The organism is Brevundimonas sp. (assembly GCF_024711105.1).
In the GTDB taxonomy this organism is placed as follows: domain Bacteria; phylum Pseudomonadota; class Alphaproteobacteria; order Caulobacterales; family Caulobacteraceae; genus Brevundimonas.
Window position 1 is genome coordinate 1 of record NZ_JANJTL010000003.1, and the last position, 15,598, is coordinate 15,598.

At 69.3% G+C, this 15,598-nt stretch carries 17 protein-coding genes; 9 read left to right on the forward strand and 8 right to left on the reverse strand.

The features are described from left to right. The coding region (locus Q0M60_RS00030; protein ID WP_296814312.1) for a hypothetical protein at positions 1–349 on the forward strand (349 nt) is incomplete at its 5' end. A gap of 11 nt (positions 350–360) precedes the next feature. Next, the gene (gene phaC, locus Q0M60_RS00035; RefSeq protein ID WP_296814314.1) at positions 361–2,157 is read left to right on the forward strand and encodes a class I poly(R)-hydroxyalkanoic acid synthase; all 1,797 of its coding nucleotides are present in this window, start codon (positions 361–363) and stop codon (positions 2,155–2,157) included. Between the two features lie 275 nt (positions 2,158–2,432). On the opposite strand, the gene Q0M60_RS00040 is transcribed toward phaC, so the two are convergent. Then, entirely contained in the window at positions 2,433–3,506 is a 1,074-nt protein-coding gene (locus Q0M60_RS00040; protein WP_296814316.1) for a glycosyltransferase family 1 protein, read from the reverse strand. A gap of 72 nt (positions 3,507–3,578) precedes the next feature. Continuing rightward, a complete protein-coding gene (locus tag Q0M60_RS00045; RefSeq protein WP_296814318.1) occupies positions 3,579–3,992 on the reverse strand; it encodes a metallopeptidase family protein in 414 nt (137 codons plus the stop codon). Positions 3,993–4,087: 95 nt separating this feature from the next. On the opposite strand from Q0M60_RS00045, the gene Q0M60_RS00050 reads away from it, so the two are divergent. Next, entirely contained in the window at positions 4,088–6,412 is a 2,325-nt protein-coding gene (locus Q0M60_RS00050) for a PAS domain-containing sensor histidine kinase (protein ID WP_296814321.1), read from the forward strand. Positions 6,413–6,479: 67 nt separating this feature from the next. After that, positions 6,480–7,328 (forward strand): HAD family hydrolase, encoded by an 849-nt coding sequence (locus tag Q0M60_RS00055; RefSeq protein ID WP_296814324.1) that lies wholly within the window; start codon positions 6,480–6,482, stop codon positions 7,326–7,328. 154 nt (positions 7,329–7,482) lie between these two features. Here the strand turns inward: Q0M60_RS00055 and Q0M60_RS00060 are convergent, their stop codons facing one another. Then, positions 7,483–8,136 carry a glutathione S-transferase family protein gene (locus tag Q0M60_RS00060; RefSeq protein ID WP_296814327.1) on the reverse strand — a complete coding sequence of 218 codons (654 nt, stop codon included), beginning with the start codon at positions 8,134–8,136 and terminating at the stop codon, positions 7,483–7,485. A 118-nt stretch (positions 8,137–8,254) separates the two neighbouring features. Here Q0M60_RS00060 and Q0M60_RS00065 point away from each other — a divergent pair, with 118 nt between their 5' ends. Beyond that, positions 8,255–9,322, forward strand: a complete 1,068-nt coding sequence (locus tag Q0M60_RS00065; protein ID WP_296814330.1) for a ribonucleotide-diphosphate reductase subunit beta — start codon at positions 8,255–8,257, stop codon at positions 9,320–9,322. A 183-nt stretch (positions 9,323–9,505) separates the two neighbouring features. Here the strand turns inward: Q0M60_RS00065 and Q0M60_RS00070 are convergent, their stop codons facing one another. Next, a complete protein-coding gene (locus tag Q0M60_RS00070) occupies positions 9,506–10,048 on the reverse strand; it encodes a DUF1697 domain-containing protein (protein WP_296814333.1) in 543 nt (180 codons plus the stop codon). Then, the gene (mutM, locus tag Q0M60_RS00075) at positions 10,045–10,908 is read right to left on the reverse strand and encodes a bifunctional DNA-formamidopyrimidine glycosylase/DNA-(apurinic or apyrimidinic site) lyase (protein WP_296814345.1); all 864 of its coding nucleotides are present in this window, start codon (positions 10,906–10,908) and stop codon (positions 10,045–10,047) included. Before mutM ends, Q0M60_RS00070 begins: the two co-directional genes overlap by 4 nt. A gap of 248 nt (positions 10,909–11,156) precedes the next feature. On the opposite strand from mutM, the gene ykgO reads away from it, so the two are divergent. From ykgO to Q0M60_RS00095, 4 genes are all read left to right on the forward strand, one after another. Further along, a complete protein-coding gene (ykgO, locus tag Q0M60_RS00080) occupies positions 11,157–11,282 on the forward strand; it encodes a type B 50S ribosomal protein L36 (protein WP_006274063.1) in 126 nt (41 codons plus the stop codon). A 138-nt stretch (positions 11,283–11,420) separates the two neighbouring features. Continuing rightward, a complete protein-coding gene (locus Q0M60_RS00085; protein ID WP_296814335.1) occupies positions 11,421–11,693 on the forward strand; it encodes a DUF2312 domain-containing protein in 273 nt (90 codons plus the stop codon). 239 nt (positions 11,694–11,932) lie between these two features. After that, a complete protein-coding gene (locus Q0M60_RS00090) occupies positions 11,933–12,247 on the forward strand; it encodes a hypothetical protein (protein ID WP_296814347.1) in 315 nt (104 codons plus the stop codon). Beyond that, positions 12,244–13,230: a hypothetical protein gene (locus tag Q0M60_RS00095; protein WP_296814337.1), complete on the forward strand. Its 987-nt coding sequence runs from the start codon at positions 12,244–12,246 to the stop codon at positions 13,228–13,230. Before Q0M60_RS00090 ends, Q0M60_RS00095 begins: the two co-directional genes overlap by 4 nt. On the opposite strand, the gene Q0M60_RS00100 is transcribed toward Q0M60_RS00095, so the two are convergent. From Q0M60_RS00100 to Q0M60_RS00110, 3 genes are all read right to left on the reverse strand, one after another. Beyond that, on the reverse strand, positions 13,231–13,659 hold the full coding sequence (locus Q0M60_RS00100; RefSeq protein ID WP_296814340.1) for a hypothetical protein: 429 nt from the start codon (positions 13,657–13,659) through the stop codon (positions 13,231–13,233). 40 nt (positions 13,660–13,699) lie between these two features. Next, entirely contained in the window at positions 13,700–15,151 is a 1,452-nt protein-coding gene (locus tag Q0M60_RS00105; protein ID WP_296814341.1) for a sigma-54 dependent transcriptional regulator, read from the reverse strand. Positions 15,152–15,275: 124 nt separating this feature from the next. Continuing rightward, positions 15,276–15,598: DUF1178 family protein (locus Q0M60_RS00110; protein WP_296814343.1), on the reverse strand; the 323-nt coding region annotated here is incomplete at its 5' end.

The window sequence follows — 15,598 nt, forward strand, 5'->3', positions numbered from 1 at the left end:
CGGCGGCGGCGGTCAACCGACCTGTCCGCGCGACCGCGAGGAAGTCCTGAAGGCTGTTCCAGTCGAACGGAGACATATGTGGATTTTTGCACAACCGATCAGCGATGTCTCGCCTCGTCACGGCATTCGCGCTCTGGCATATCGCCGCTCGTCCACTCCAGATCGCGGTGACGCCATGCCCTTCGACGCCTTCGCCCAAGACGCTGTCGCCATCTCTCCGGCCCAGCTGATCGACGCCGCGCCCGCGCCGGCCGTCGACATGGCCGAGACGAACCCGGACCGCCTGCTGGCGTTCCTGTACGTGGCGCCCCAGCCGTGCGAAGCGCTGGACCGCCTGCTCGCCGGCTGAAGGAGCCCGCCGTGACCGAAGCCGCCCAGACCTACCGTCCCGTCGCCGCCACCGTCCCCGCCCTGCCCGACCCGGTCGTGGTGGGGCGTCTGCTTTCGGAGCTGGCGCAGAACAGCCACGCGGCCATGACGGCCACGATGAAGAAGGCGGTCTCAAGCGAGCCCCTGCCCTACGACCCGACCCTGGTCGCGCGGTCCTTCCTCGAGTTCCAGATGGGTCTGATGCGCGATCCGCGCCGCCTGCTGGAGTTGCAGGCCAAGAGCCTCGACGACTGGACCGCGCTGTGGCGCACCATGGCCGAGCGCGCCGTGGGCCAGACGCCCGCGCCGCTGGCCGAGCCTGCCAAGGGCGACCGTCGCTTCTCGGCCCCCGCCTGGCGCGAGGAGCCGGTCTACGACTTCATCAAACAGGCCTATCTGCTGGCCGCTCGCCAGATCCAGGACACGGTCGCCGCCGCCGAGGTGGATGAGCGCACCCGAACCCAGGTCGACTTCTTCAGCCGCCAGCTGATCAACGCCCTGTCGCCGACCAACTACGCCGCGACTAACCCCGAGGTCGTCCGCCGCACGATCGAGACGGGCGGGGTCAATCTGATGACCGGCCTGACGAACCTGCTCGAGGACCTGTCGTCCGAAGAGGGCCTGGTGAAGCGCCGCGCGCCCGCCGCCTTCGAGGTCGGGGTCAACATGGCCTCGACCCCCGGCGCCGTGGTCTTCCAGAACGAGCTGTTCCAGCTGATCCAGTATGCGCCGACCACCGAGCAGGTCTTCCGCCGGCCGCTGCTGTTCGTGCCGCCGCTGGTGAACAAATACTACCTGTTCGACCTCACCCCGCGCTCCAGCTACCTGAAGTGGCTGGTCGATCAGGACCACACCGTCTTCGTCATCTCCTGGGCCAATCCGGACGAGAGCCTGAAGGACAAGGACCTGGGCGACTATGTCCGCGACGGGGTCCTCGCCGCCATCGGCGCGGTCGAGCAGGCCACGGGCGAGACCGGCCTGGACCTGGTGTCCTACTGTCTGGGCGGGACCCTGTCGGCCATGACCCTGGCCTATCTGGCCGCGACCGATCAGGCCGACCGTGTGTCGAGCGCGACGCTGATCGCCGCCCTGGTCGACTTCAAGTCGATCGGCGAGTGGTCTGTCTTCATCGGCGAGGAAGAGCTGGCCGCCTTCGACCGCTATCTCGATGACAAGGGCTATGTCGAAGCCCACGACCTGACCAAGCTGTTCGCCACCGTGCGGGCCAACGACCTGATCTGGTCGTCGGTGGTCAGCCACTATCTGCTGGGCGACGAGGCCCGGCCGTCGGACCTGCTGGCCTGGTTCGACGACGGCGCCCGCATCCCGGCCGCCACCCTGAAGCAGTACGGCCGCGACATCCTGCTCCGGAACCGGCTGAAGGACGCCGGCGGGATCGAGATCGACGGCGTGCCGCTCGACCTCAAGGCGATCGAGACGCCCGTCTTCGTCGTGGCTCTGAAGGACGATCACGTCTCGGCCTGGAAGGACACGTACGAGGGCCGCTTCAACTTCGGCGGCGAAACGCGCTTCATCCTCGGCGGCTCTGGCCACAACGCCGGCATGATCAATCCGCCCTCGGCCAACAAGCACGGCTACTGGACCAATGACGCCGCCCCAACCGACGCCGAGGCCTGGCTCGAGGCGGCCCAGAACAAGCCCGGCTCCTGGTGGCCCGAATGGCAGGCCTGGCTCGCGACCGACGACAAGATCGAGCCGCGCAACCCCGGCGAAGGGCCGCTCAAGGCCATCGAAGCGGCGCCGGGCTCCTACGTCCGCAAGGCCTGACGCCTGTCGCTCGTGCGGAGCGACACAGCGACAGAGCGACAGGCGTTTCGTTTGACTTCAACGGCTTGGCGTCGCGCCGACCCGCCAGAGCGACACGCTGAACCGATCCGGCCGTTCGCCGTCAGGCATTTCGGGGCGTCGCTGTGGATGGCGATGTCAAAGACCGGCTTCCAGTATAGGCCGGTCACCCGAGGCGAGGGTCGCCGACGGTGACTTGACCGTCGTTTCTCACGAAATCAGAGGCTTGCCCCTGGCGGATAGGGGAGTTCGTCGGCCTAGGCCGCCGCGCGCTTCCTGAGCCGCGCCAGGCGGCGCAGGCGGCGCCAGAAGCGCATGCGTTCCGGCTCGGGCTGGGGCTGGAGGTTCTTCACGAACTCCTCGGCCGAGGCGCGCCAGGAGAACTTCTCGGCGTAGGCGCGCACCGCCTTACGGTCGAGCTCCAGACAGGCCATGCAGGCGGTGCGCAGATCGTTGTCGATCGCGCCCGCGCCCGAGCCCGGGATGATGTCGATGGGGCCGTGCGCCGGATAGGCGGCCACCGGCGTGCCCGTGGCCATGGCCTCCAGGATCACCAGGCCGAAGGTGTCGGTCCAGGACGGGAAGACGAAGACGTCGGCGTCGGAGAAGGCGCGCGACAGCTCCTCGCCGAACATGGCCCCCATGAACTTGGCCTCGGGATACTTGGCCTGCAGCTCCTCGCGGGCCGGGCCGTCGCCGACGATGACCTTGGTGCCGGGCAGGTCGGTCTCGAGGAAGGCCTCGATGTTCTTCTCGACGGCCACGCGGCCGACGTTGAGGAAGATCGGCCGGGCCCAGTCCTTGGGATAGATGGGCTCCATGTCCGGGCGGAAGGCCTCGGTGTCGACGCCGCGCGACCAGGGCGAGACGTTCTTCATGCCGTGCTTCATCAGCTCCTCGCGGAGCGTGGGCGTGGCCACCATCACCCGGCCGGACGGCTTGTGGAACCAGCGCATGTAGGCGTAGCCGACCTGGACCGGCACCGGGAAACGGGCCGAGACATACTCCGGGAATTTGGTGTGGTAGCTGGTCGTGAAGGGCAGCTTCCATTCCAGGCAGATGCGCCGGGTGGCGATGCCGAGCGGGCCTTCGGTGGCGATGTGGACGGCCTCCGGCTCGAAGGCGCGCATCCGCTCGCGGATCTCCTCGTCGGCGCCGAGCGCCAGCCGGATCTCCGGATAGGTCGGGCACGGGATGGTCTTGAACTGGTCCGGCGTGATGGTCAGGACCTCGTGGCCCATGGCCCGGCATTCCGAGACCACCCGCGTCAGGGTGCGAACCACGCCGTTGACCTGGGGCTCCCAGGCGTCCGTCGCGACGAGAATACGCATGAAGCGGGTCAGCTCCGCTGGTTCAGACCGGCCGTTCCTATAGGGGGGAACAGCGGAAATGGCGAGTAGCCGTCACTCGGCGGCGTCCTCGATGGCGTGGATGGCCTCGTCCGACAGGCCGAAATGGTGCCCGATCTCGTGGATCAGCACGTGTTCGATGAGGTCGCCGAGCGCCACGTCGCCGCGCTCGCACCACTCGTCCAAGATGGGCCGGCGGTAGAGATAGACCTCGGCGGGCCGCGGCGACGGATCGCTGACCGACGCCTGGGTCAGGTCGACCCCGAAGTAGAGGCCGGTCAGCTCGAACGGGTCCTCCATGCCCATTTCAGCCAGGGTCTCCTCCTCGGCGAAATCGAGGACGCGGATCACCACGTCACCGCAGACGGCGCGAAAGCCCTCGGGCACCCGCGCCCAGGCCTGTTCGGCCAGGCCCGCGAAGTCGTCGAGCGAGGGGGCCAGGGCGCCGCTGAAGTCCGGTCCGGTCATGGCCCGCATATCGGACGGCCAAGGCGTGCGAACAAGCGGGCGGATTGCGGTATGGTGAACCGAATCATCCGGCGAGCGGAGACGGACGGGTCCGCATGGCGCCCATCGACATCGCCTATTCAGCATCCGCCGGCTCGGTCGGCCTGGCTCTGGCCGTCGTCCTGTGGGCGTGGCGGGCCCAGACGCGAGCGCGCCGCCGCGAGGCTGAACTCAGCCAGAAGGCCGATCGCACCCTGCTGGCCCTGGCCGACGCGCGCGGAGCCGCGGAGGCCTTCGAGGGCGCCGTCATCCGGATCGAGGACGGCGACGCCCGGCTCGCCGCCGGTTCCGAGGCGCTGGAGGCCTGCTGCGCCGCCCTGGGGCTCGAGGTGGACGGCGATCCCGACGTGGCGGCGGCCCAGGTCCTGCAGGCCCTGGCTGACGCCGCGGCCGAAACGACCCAGAGGCTGACGGCGCTGGTCGAGCGCGGCGAGTCCTGCCGCTTCGCCGTCCAGGGCAAGGCCGGGCCGGTCACGGTCGAGGGCCGGGCGCTTGGCGGCGCGGCCTGGCTGCGGCTGGACGCCGGCGTGGACGCCCGCCCCGGCGGGCGGTTCACCGGCCTGGCCGATGCGCTCCCCGCCCCCGCCTGGATCACCGATGCGGCCGGGAGTCTGGTGTGGGCCAACCGCGCCTGGCTGGAGGCGGTGGAACAGCCGTCGCTGGAGGCGGCCCGCGCGGCGGACGCCAGCTTCGACCGGGGATCGGCCGCCATCGCCGAGGAGGCGCTGTCGAGCGGCCAGCGGGTCGAACGCTTCCGCTGGGCCGTCATCGGCGGACGCCGCCGCGCCTGGCGGGTGACCGCCGAGCCGCTGGGCGAAGGCGAGGTCCTGTCCTACGCCATCGACGTCACCGAGGCGGAGGAGACGCGCGAGACGCTGAAGCGCCACGTCGAGGCCCACGACGAGACCCTGAACCACCTGGCTGACGCGGTCGCCATCTTCGGGCCGTCCAAGCGGCTGAGCTATCACAACACCGCCCTGCAGGCCCTGTTCGGGCTCGACCCGGCCTGGCTGGACGAGCGGCCGACCCACGCCGAGCTGCTCGACCGGCTGCGCCAGCGCCGGATGATCCCGGAGACCATCGACTATCCGGGCTGGAAGGCGTCGGAGCTCGACTTCTACGGCTCCACCGAGGTTGCGCCGGACGATGTCTGGCATCTGCCCGATGGGCGGACGCTGCGGGTCGTGCGCCAGCCGCACCCGCTGGGCGGGCTCCTCTTGCTGTTCACCGACATCACCGACGAGCTGAAGCTGCGGGCCCAGTACAACGCCCTGTTGCAGGTCCAGCGGGCGACGCTCGACAAGCTGAATGACGCGGTGGCGGTGTTCGGCTCGGACGGTCAGCTCCGCCTGAGGAACGAGGCCTTCGAGCGGTTCTGGGCGCTGCGTCCGGACCAGCTGGACGAGGCTCCGGGCTTCGAGGAGGTGGCGCGCCTTTGCCAGGGGCTGCTGCCTGAGCCGGCCCTGTGGGCCGAACTGAAGGCGCGCATCGCCGACCCCGACCCGGAGAGCCGGGCGCCGGTGGCGGGCGAGACGCGCCTGGCCGACCGCCGCATCGTCGCCTGGCAGACCCGCCCCCTGCCCGACGGCGCGACCCTGCTGGCCTTCGACGACGTCACCGCCACGCGCGAGCTGGAGACAGCCCTGGCCCAGAAGGAGGCCGCACTGGGCGAGGCCGAGCGGCTGAAGCGCGAGTTCGTGGGCAATGTCTCCTATGAGCTGAGAACCCCGCTGACGACCATCGTCGGCTACGCCGAACTTCTGGAGGCCGAGGGCTCGGGCCTTCCGGAGCGGGCGCTGCGGCACCTCGGTTCGATCCGGGCGGCGGCCGGCCAGCTGGCGCGCTCGATCGACGACGTGCTCGACATGGCCCAGATCGACGCCGACGAGATGAGCCTGAACCTCGGCGACGTGCGCGTCTGCGACCTGGTCACCGAGGCCGGGGAGCGGGCGCGGGCCCGGATCGAGGCCCGGGGCGCGACCCTGAACCTCGACTGTCCGGACAACGTGGGCCTGATCCGGGGCGACCAGGCGCGCCTGGCCCAGGTGCTGGACCAGCTGACCGACAACGCCGCGCGCGCCGTCGAGGCGGGGGGCGAGGTGTCCCTGAAGGCCGAGCGCGCCGGCGGGCAGGTGCGGATCGTGGTCCGCGACACCGGCCGGGGCGTGCCCTTCCACAAGCAGGCCCATGTCTTCGACCGCTTCGTCGGGCGTGACCGCGGCGGACCGGGCCTAGGCCTGGCCCTCGTCAAGGCCCTGACCGAGATGCACGGCGGCTCGGTGTCGCTGGAGAGCGAGCCGGGCGCCGGCGCCGCCTTCATCCTCAGCCTGCCGGTCGCGACCCAGGCCGCCGGCGAACTGGACCTGGCCGCCCAGGCCTGATCCGGCCGGCTTTGACTCAAGCGGTCCGGCCCCCTAACTCGCGGCTCGACAACCTCGGGACCACGCCATGGCCGGCCTGAAGACCGCCCTCATCTACGACTTCGACGGCACGCTCGCGCGCGGCAACATGCAGGAGGTGAGCTTCATCCCCTCGCTGGGCATGGACAAGGCCGCCTTCTGGAAGGAGGCGGGCGAGTTCACCCGCCGGGCCGACGGCGACGGCATCCTGATGTACATGCAGCTGATGCTGCAGGCGGCGCGCGAGGCGGGCCATCCGGTGACCCGCCAGGCGCTGCGCGACCACGGCCGGGACGTGAAGCTGTTCGACGGGCTGAAATCGGACCTGATGGGCCGTTCCTGGTTCCAGCGCATGAACGAGTTCGGCTCCCAGTACGGCCTGGAGATCGAGCACTACATCATCTCGGCGGGCCTGGAGGAGATGATCGAGGGCTGCCCGATCCACCCCGAGCTGACCCACACCTTCGCGTCGAAGTTCGTCTACAACGAGCAGGACGAGGCCATCTGGCCGGCCGTCGGGGTCAACTACACGACCAAGACCCAGTATCTCTTCCGCATCAACAAGGGCGTCCTGAACCACTGGGACGACGAGCGGATCAACCGCTTCATCCCCGACAACGCCCGGCCCGTGCCGTTCGAGCGGATGATCTTCATCGGCGACGGGGACACCGACGTCCCGACCATGAAGATGATGCACACCAAGGGCGGCTTCTCGATCGCGGTCTATGACCCGAGGAACGAGCCCAACGACCACACCAAGATCCACCGGCTGATCTCCGAGGACCGGGTCAACTTCGTCGCCGCCGCCGACTACCGCGAGGGCTCGGCGCTGGACCTGATCGTCAAGGGTCTGGTCGGCCGCATCGCGGTCAACTCCGGGACCATGCCGGCGGACTAGCCGCGCCAGCCCAGCACCCTAATCGTCACCCCCGGCTTCATGCCGGGGGTCCATCACCTGAACGTCGCAGTACGCCCATGACCGCCCGCGGTGATGGATCGCCGGGACAAGCCCGGCGATGACGGAAAAAGGAGTCGCAAAACCGACCGAGGACTCAGCCGCGCCAGCCATCCGTGAAGGGGAAGCGGCGGGCCCAGAAGTCCTCAAGCTCGGGCATCGCGTCGACGCGCTCGGCCACCGCGTTCAGCTTGGGGCAGAACTCGGCGAACCAGACGCGGCGGGGCGTCCAGCGGCTGACCACCGTGACGTAGAAGTCCAGCAGGCTCATCCGCTCGCCCAGGATCCAGGGCGAGGGCTCGACCGCGTCCTCCATGGCCCGCCAGGCGCGCTTGATCTGCTCGACGGCCTGGTCGCGGAGCTCCTCGCCGGCCTCGGCCGAGCGCACCCAGCGGTCGGGGTGATCCTTGAGCAGATACATCGGATAGATCTGGGCCGGGATGAAGCTCATCCAGCGCAGGAAAGCCGCGCGCTCCGGCGCGTCGGGCGCGGGCGTCAGGCGTCGCTCGGCGTGGAGGTCGCCCAGCCAGATCAGGATGGCGGCGCTCTCGGTCATGACCTGGCCGTCGGGGGTGACCACCACTGGCGTCTGTTTCAGCGGGTTCAGCGACTGGAGCAGGTCCTGCTCGTCAGGCTGGCCGTTCGGCCCGGCCTCCACCGAGATCCAGGGCAGGCCGAGCAGCTCGAGCGCGCCCTCGACCAGGGTCGAACCGTAGCCGGGCGATCCGTAGACGGTGAAGGCCTTGCTCATGCGAACACTCTCCGGCTTGTCCCCAGACGCTACATTTTGTGAACAGCTGCGACCCATAACCCCACTGGTTGATTTCGTCGGGATGCTGTTAGCTACGAGTCTCAGTCAGGGTCAGACCATGAACGCACACGTCCCGCAATCGTCGCTCAAGGGCTCTCTGCCGGGCCTGCTCACCCCGTCCGCGGCCTACAAGCCGTTCCGCTACCCGTGGGCCTTCGACATGTGGAAGAAGCAGCAGCAGGTCCACTGGATGCCCGAGGAGGTGCCGCTGGGCGAGGACTGCAAGGACTGGGCGGCCAACCTGACCGACGCCGACCGGAACCTGCTGACGCAGATCTTCCGCTTCTTCACCCAGGCCGACATCGAGGTGCAGGACAACTACATGGAGCGCTACGGTCGGGTCTTCAAACCGACCGAGGTGAAGATGATGCTGGCCGCCTTCGCCAACATGGAGACGGTCCACATCGCGGCCTATGCGCTGCTGCTCGAGACCATCGGCATGCCCGAGGCCGAGTTCGGCGCCTTCATGGAATACGACGCGCTGCGCGCCAAGCACGACTACATGGGCCAGTTCGGCGTGGAGTCGGACGCCGACATCGCCCGGACGCTGGCCATGTTCGGCGGCTTCGCCGAGGGCCTTCAGCTGTTCGCCTCGTTCGCGATGCTGATGAACTTCCCGCGTCAGAACAAGATGAAGGGCATGGGCCAGATCGTGTCCTGGTCGGTGCGCGACGAGAGCCTGCACTGCGAGGGCATCATCAAGCTCTACCATGCCTTCAACAAGGAGACCGGCGCGGTGACCAAGGCGGTCGCCGAGGACATCGTCGAGTGCTGCCGCACGGTGGTGGACATGGAGGACAAGTTCATCGACCTGGCCTTCGAGATGGGCCCGGTGAACGGCATGACGCCCGACGACATCAAGGCCTACATCCGCTTCATCGCCGACTGGCGCCTGCGCCAGCTGCACCTGCCGGAGCTGTACGGCGGGTCGCGCGAGAACCCGCTGCCCTGGCTGCAGGCGCTGCTGTCGGGCGTGGAGCACGCCAACTTCTTCGAGGCGCGCGCGACGGAATACTCCAAGGCGGCGACGCAGGGCTCGTGGCACGGCGCGGACGGCGTCTGGGAAAGCTTCGACTCCATGATGCAGCGCCGCAAGGAACTGGCCGCGGCCGAAGGGGCGCGCTGATCCGCCGGTAGCTGCAGTCCGAATAAAGACTGCAACTGCAGCAGTGCGATCCCGCCGGGGGCTTCTCGCTGTCAAAGACCTGAAGCGGCATCTTACCGCCCCTGCGGGTGACGGGCGTTTCGGGGAAGCGTGGCGCGCTAAGTGACGGGAATTCAACAACCTGAGCAGCCGCGATGCGGGAGTTCAGGCCTCCAGTCCCGCCATCACCGCCAGCTTCTCCACCGTGTTCCAGTTGCGGCCGGTGCCGACGCCGATGAGGCGCGGCAGGGCCTTGGCGGCCATGACGGAACGGCCGATCCCGTCGGGATGCCAGAAGAAGAGGTCGCCGCCCGCCTCGGCGACCCGCTCCTCGCCCTGAGCGAAGCCCGACAGGGCCTCGATGGCGCCAGGCTTCACGCCGTCCTTCATCACCATGACCAGCATCCTGGAGCCGTCCTCGCGCGCCTGATCGGCGAAGGGATTGGCGCGCATCATCCCGGACCACTGGGCCGGCGTGCGGACGATCACCTCGATCCTGCGGCCGAAGTGCTGTTCCAGGGCGGCCTCGAGCTTCGCCTCGACCCTGGCCGGCGGGTCGGCGCTGTCGGCCACGAGGTTGCCGCTGGCCAGCAGGGTGCGGGGGTTGGCGAGGCCGGCCGCCTCAGCCAGGGCGCGCAGCTCGGCCATCGGGACCTTGACCCCGCCCACGTTCACACCGCGCAGCAGGCAGATGCGGGCCTCGCTCATCGCTTCTGGCAGCTCGGGCAATAGAAGGTGGACCGGCCCGCCTGGACGACGCGCTTGACGACCCCGGGACATCCTTCGGACCGGCAGGGCTCGCCCTCGCGGCCGTAGACGTCGAAGCGGTGCTGGAAATAGCCCTGGCCGCCCTCGGCGTTGGCGAAGTCGCGCAGGGTCGAACCGCCCGCCGTGATCGCCTCGCCCAGCACCTCGCGCACGGCGATCGCCAGCCGCTCCAGCCGGGGCCCGGACACCTTGCCCGCCGGCGTCAGGGGCGAAATGCGCGCGCGATACAGCGCCTCGCAGACATAGATGTTGCCCAGGCCCGCCACGATCCGCTGATCGAGCAGGCTGACCTTGATGTTCTGGACCTTGCCCCGGAAGGCGGCGGTCAGGTGGGCGGCGGAAAAGCCGTTGCCGAGCGGCTCGGGCCCGATGCCGGCGAACCAGGGGTGGGCCTCGACTTCGTCGCTCGGGATCAGGCCCATGAAGCCGAAGCGGCGGGCGTCGGCGAAACCCACCCGGGTGGTCCGGCCGCCGAGCGTGGCGCACAGGCTGACGTGCTCGTGCTTCCCGCCGATGGGCGCGGCCTCCTCGAACTCGCCGAGCTGGGTCCCGTCGAGGGTGAAGCGGCCGGTCATGCCCAGGTGGGTCACCCAGGTCTCGCCGGTGGAGAGAGGGAACAGCAAATACTTGGCCCGGCGGTCCAGCCGCTCGACCGTGGCCCCCTCAAGCCGCTCGGCGAACCGCTCAGGGAAGGGAAAGCGCAGGTCGGGCCGGTTCTGGCGCACGCGGGAGAGCCGCGCGCCTTCGAGCACGGGTTCCAGCCCACGGCGGACGGTCTCGACCTCGGGAAGCTCGGGCATGGGCGAGGGGTAGAACCGTTCCAGGACTTCGTCACCCCCGGCCTTGTGCCGGGGGTCCATGTTCAAGACCGTCTGAGAGCTACCTGAGACAGCTGAGGTGATGGATCGCCGGGACAAGCCCGGCGATGACGGTTTGGGATGGCTGGAGACGTTGACAGCCGGCGCGCTCGCCCTTATAGACCCCGCTCCGCCGCGAGCCCGCCTCGCGGCGCTCGTCTTTTCGCGCTTAGCTCAATCGGAACACGACCATGAAGGTCCGCAGCTCGCTCAAGTCGCTCAAGGGTCGTCACCGCGACTGCAAGATCGTGCGCCGCAAGGGCGTCGTCTATGTGATCAACAAGACCGACCCGCGCTTCAAGGCCAAGCAGGGCTAAGGCCCGCGCCACCGCGCAACCCACAGAGATTTCCACAGGCCTCGGGCGATTGTCCGGGGCCTGTTTCATTTTGACCTGTTGAGCCGTCGCCCCGCCCGGGGCTAGGTGGCCGCTGACCCTTTCGACCGGAGCCTGCCCGTGGCCGACGACGCCTCCTTCGCCAATCCCGACGTCCTGACCGCCGCGGCGCAGGGCCGCCTGCGCACCATCATCGAGCGCATCGAGCGCCTCGAAGAGGACAAGGCCGCCATCGCCACCGACATCAAGGAGGTCTTCGCCGAGGCCAAGGGCGAGGGCTACGACGTCAAGGTGCTGCGCAAGGTCGTGCGCATCCGCAAGCAGGACAAGGCCAAGCGCCTGGAGGAGGAGGCGATCCTCGACCTCTATCTGTCCGCGATCGGAGAGATCTGAGGCTGACGCGTCCATTCCCTTCTCCCATTGGGAGAAGGTGGCCCGAAGGGCCGGATGAGGGTCGGACGGTTCCGAACCTGGCGCGATGCGACCCTCACCCTCCGCGCAGACGCGTCGCGCTTCGCGCTCCTCGGCGCGGAGCCTCCCTCTCCCAGTGGGAGAGGGATATGCGGAGCCGGACTGGACGGGACGTCGTCAGGTTCTAGTCTGGAGCTGTTCCTGAAAGATCGGTCGCAGTCCTGAGATCCAAGCCGCCAGCCAATCCCTACCAGGCCGCCCGCGAGGCGGCGAAGCGGCGCGCCCTGAAGGCGCTGAAGCGGGCGAAGCGCACGGCCGAGCGCGCGGGCGTGGCCCTGTCGGAGTGGGAGGAGGAGTTCCTCGGCTCGGTCACCGAGCGGGTGGACACCTATGGCCGGGCCTTCGGCGATCCCGAAAAGGGCGCGATGGGCGCGCCGCTCTCAGCCATGCAGGGCCGCAAGCTGAAAGAGATCGAGGCCAAGGCCAAGGGCGAGACACCCAGGGCCCGCTTCGGCCGCAAGCCGCGTCCGGAATGAGGCGGCGTGGATTCCTCGCCGCGCTCGCGGCCATCGGCCTGGTCCCCGCCGCGGCCTGCGCGCGGCAGGCGCCGCGGCGCGAGGTGCTGGCCTTCCACTACGGCTGGTTCGGGCGCGAGCGGGGCTGGGGCGTCTCGGCCGACGGCGGCCGCAACCATCCGAACGTGCCCGAAGAGGGCCTCTACGACAGTCTGGACCCGGCCCTGATCGCCCGCCAGTTCGAGCAGGCGCAAGCCGCCGGCGTGACCGGCTTCATCACCAGCTGGGCTGCGCGCAGCGACGACATCACCGACCAGGTCCTGGACGCGCTGGTCGCGGCGGCGCCCGAGGGCTTTTCCGTCTGCGCCTATCTGGAGCAGTCCGGCGGGAGCGCCGAGGCCCTGGCCGAGCGGCTGATCGGCCTGCACGAGCGGCACGCGGCCTCGCCGCGCTGGCTGAGGCACGAAGGGCGGCCGGTGCTGTTCGTCTTCGACCGGGTGCTGCAGGAGATCGGCCTGGACGGCTGGCGAAGGGGCCTTGCGGCCTATCGGGCGGCGCGGCCGGACGGCTTCTTCGTGGTCGGCCCGGCCAACACCACCGAGGAGATCGAGGCGCGGCGCGGGGCCTTCGAGGCCCTGCACATCTATTCCCTGACCTTCGTGACCGACGGCTGGCCCTGGGCGGCGTTTTCGCTGCTCGCCCGGCGGTGGATGCAGCGCTGGGTGCGCGCGCAGGGAGGGCTGGCGGTGCGAACGGCGACGGTCCTGCCGGGTTTCGACGACAGCCGCCTGGACGACCGCACCGGCGACCGGCCAATCACGGGGCGGCGCCAGGGCCGGACCTATCGCGCCCTGTGGGAGGCGGCGCTGGCCGCGCGTCCCGACTGGGTCCTGATCGTCAGCTGGAACGAGTGGTTCGAGGCCTCGGAGATCGAGCCGTCGGCCGAGAACGGCCGGCGCGAGCTGGAGACGACGCGCGAAATGAGCGGGCGGCTGCGCGCCTGACTAGTCCCGCTGGGCCTCGTCGTAGAGGCGAAGAAGCTCTTCTCTGCGCTCGTCGCTGGAAATGTGGACGATCAGCGTCGTGTTCAGAGCAACTGCCGGGTGGTGGGCGCAGTGACCGGCGAACCAGAACGCCTCCGCCAGTGCTTCCTGCTCGTGCCATGTGGTCATGACGAGGTTCTCGTAATCGGCGAGGTCAGCGAAGTCACGGGCGTGCAGACAGGCCCAGTCCACGCTGTCGTCCCAGGAGGCGCATTCCACGCCCCAGGCCATCATGTAGAGGCAGCCGGTGGAGACGAGCCAGCGGCTGACGGCGGCCCGCCAATCCTGATCGACAGCCTGCTCCGCCACTACGATCGCCTTGAACGGCTCGTTCGGACCTACGGCGGGCACTTCGCCGCCGGCCGGCAAGTGGAGATAGCTGACCTTCATCGGATCAGCCTACCGGCCAGACAGCACCGGGAGGAAGACGCTAGCTCGCTTCCTTCAGGACCTCTTCCAGACCCTGTTCGCGCACCTTCCGGTAGAGGGTGGAGCGGCCGATGCCGAGGCGGCGGGCCACCTCGCTCATGTGGCCGGCGTAGACCTCGATGGCGTGCTGGATCAGGTCGCGCTCGATGGCCTCCAGCGTGCGCAGGTGGCCGCGCTCGTCGAGGATCTTGACCGGCGCCTCGGGAAGCGGCGGCAGGTCGTCGGGGTGCAGGATCGCGGACTCCGACGCGTTCGCCGGCGCCTCTTCGGGCGCGGGCGGGTTCACGCCCGAGATCGACGGGAAGTCGTGCGGCTGGAGATAGGCCCCGTCGGCGAGCACGATGGCGCGATAGACGGCGTTTTCCAGCTGGCGGACGTTGCCGGGCCAGTCGAAGGCCTGGAGCAGGCGCAGGGTCTCAGGGCTGGCGCCGGCGACGCGGCGGCCTTCCTCGACGTTGAAGCGGCGCACGAAATGCTCGACCAAGGCCGGGATGTCCTCGCGGCGTTCACGAAGGGCCGGCGCCTCGATCGGGAAGACGTTCAGCCGGTAGAACAGGTCCTCGCGGAAGGCGCCGCTGTCGACCTGCTGGCCGAGGTCGCGGTTGGTGGCCGACAGGATGCGCACGTCGACCTTGACCGGGCGCTTGGAGCCGACCGGGTCGATCTCGCCTTCCTGCAGCGCGCGCAGCAGCTTGACCTGCATGTCCGGCGGCAGCTCGCCGACCTCGTCGAGGAACAGGGTGCCGCCGTCGGCCTCCTTGAACTTGCCCAGGTGCTTGTCGGTCGCCCCGGTGAAGCTGCCCTTCTCATGACCGAACAGGATGGATTCCACCAGATTGGCCGGCAGGGCGCCGCAGTTGACCGCCACGAAGGGCTTGCCGGCGCGGCTAGAGGCGCCATGGACGGCGCGGGCGATGACTTCCTTGCCGACGCCGCTTTCGCCCAGAATCAGCACGGGGATGTTCGATTGCGCGGCGCGCTGGCCCAGCCGCTTGACCAGCTGCATGGCCGGCGAGCTTCCGACAAGGTCGTCGAAGCTCAGGCGGCCGCCCTGATGCTTCTTCAGGCGAGAAACCTCGGCGGTCAGGTCGCCCATCTGAAGGGCGTTGCGGATCGAGATCAGGATGCGCTCGGGCGAGGCCGGCTTGACGAAGAAGTCCTGGGCGCCTGCACGCATCGCCTGGACCACGGTCTCGATGCCGCCGGTGGCGGTCAGGACCACGACCGGACAGGCGACGCCGGATAGGCGCGCCTCCTTGAGGGTCTCGAGTCCCGTCATGCCGGGCATGACCATGTCGAGCAGGACCACATCGATCCCGCCGCGCGCCAGGCGGTCGAGCGCCTGGGGGCCGGATTCGGCGCCTTCGAAGGCGAAGCCCTCGCGCTCGAGGACCGCCTGGATCAGCCGCCTCTGGGTCGGATCGTCGTCGACGACCAGGACCGTCTTGGCCATTGGAGCTACCCCATCATCTCGGCCATCGCCTCACCGGACGTGGCTCGTTGTGGGACAGTTTCTAGCCGCCGGGCGTGAAGATCGGGTTTACCGCAAAGCCAACGTGGCTAACGGTTTCTTGACGTCAGTTGAGCGTCCCGGCGGGCTTCGGGGAGAGGGCCGTGGGCAGCGGCGCGCAGGGGACGCCGTCGGCCTCGAGCGCCCGGACCTCCGCGGGGGTGGCCTCGCCGTAGATGGCGCGGCGCTCGCTTACGCCCTCGTGGATGGCGCGGGCCTCGCGGGCGAAGGCGTCACCGACGTAGTCGAAGTTCTCGGCGATGTGGGCGCGGACCTTGCCGGCCGCCTGCATCATCATCGACTGGAGCTGGGCGGCCTCGGGCGCCTCGCGCGAGGCGCGGACGGCCGGCGCCATGATCTGCTTCTTCTCCTGGCGCGAGGCGCAGAAGG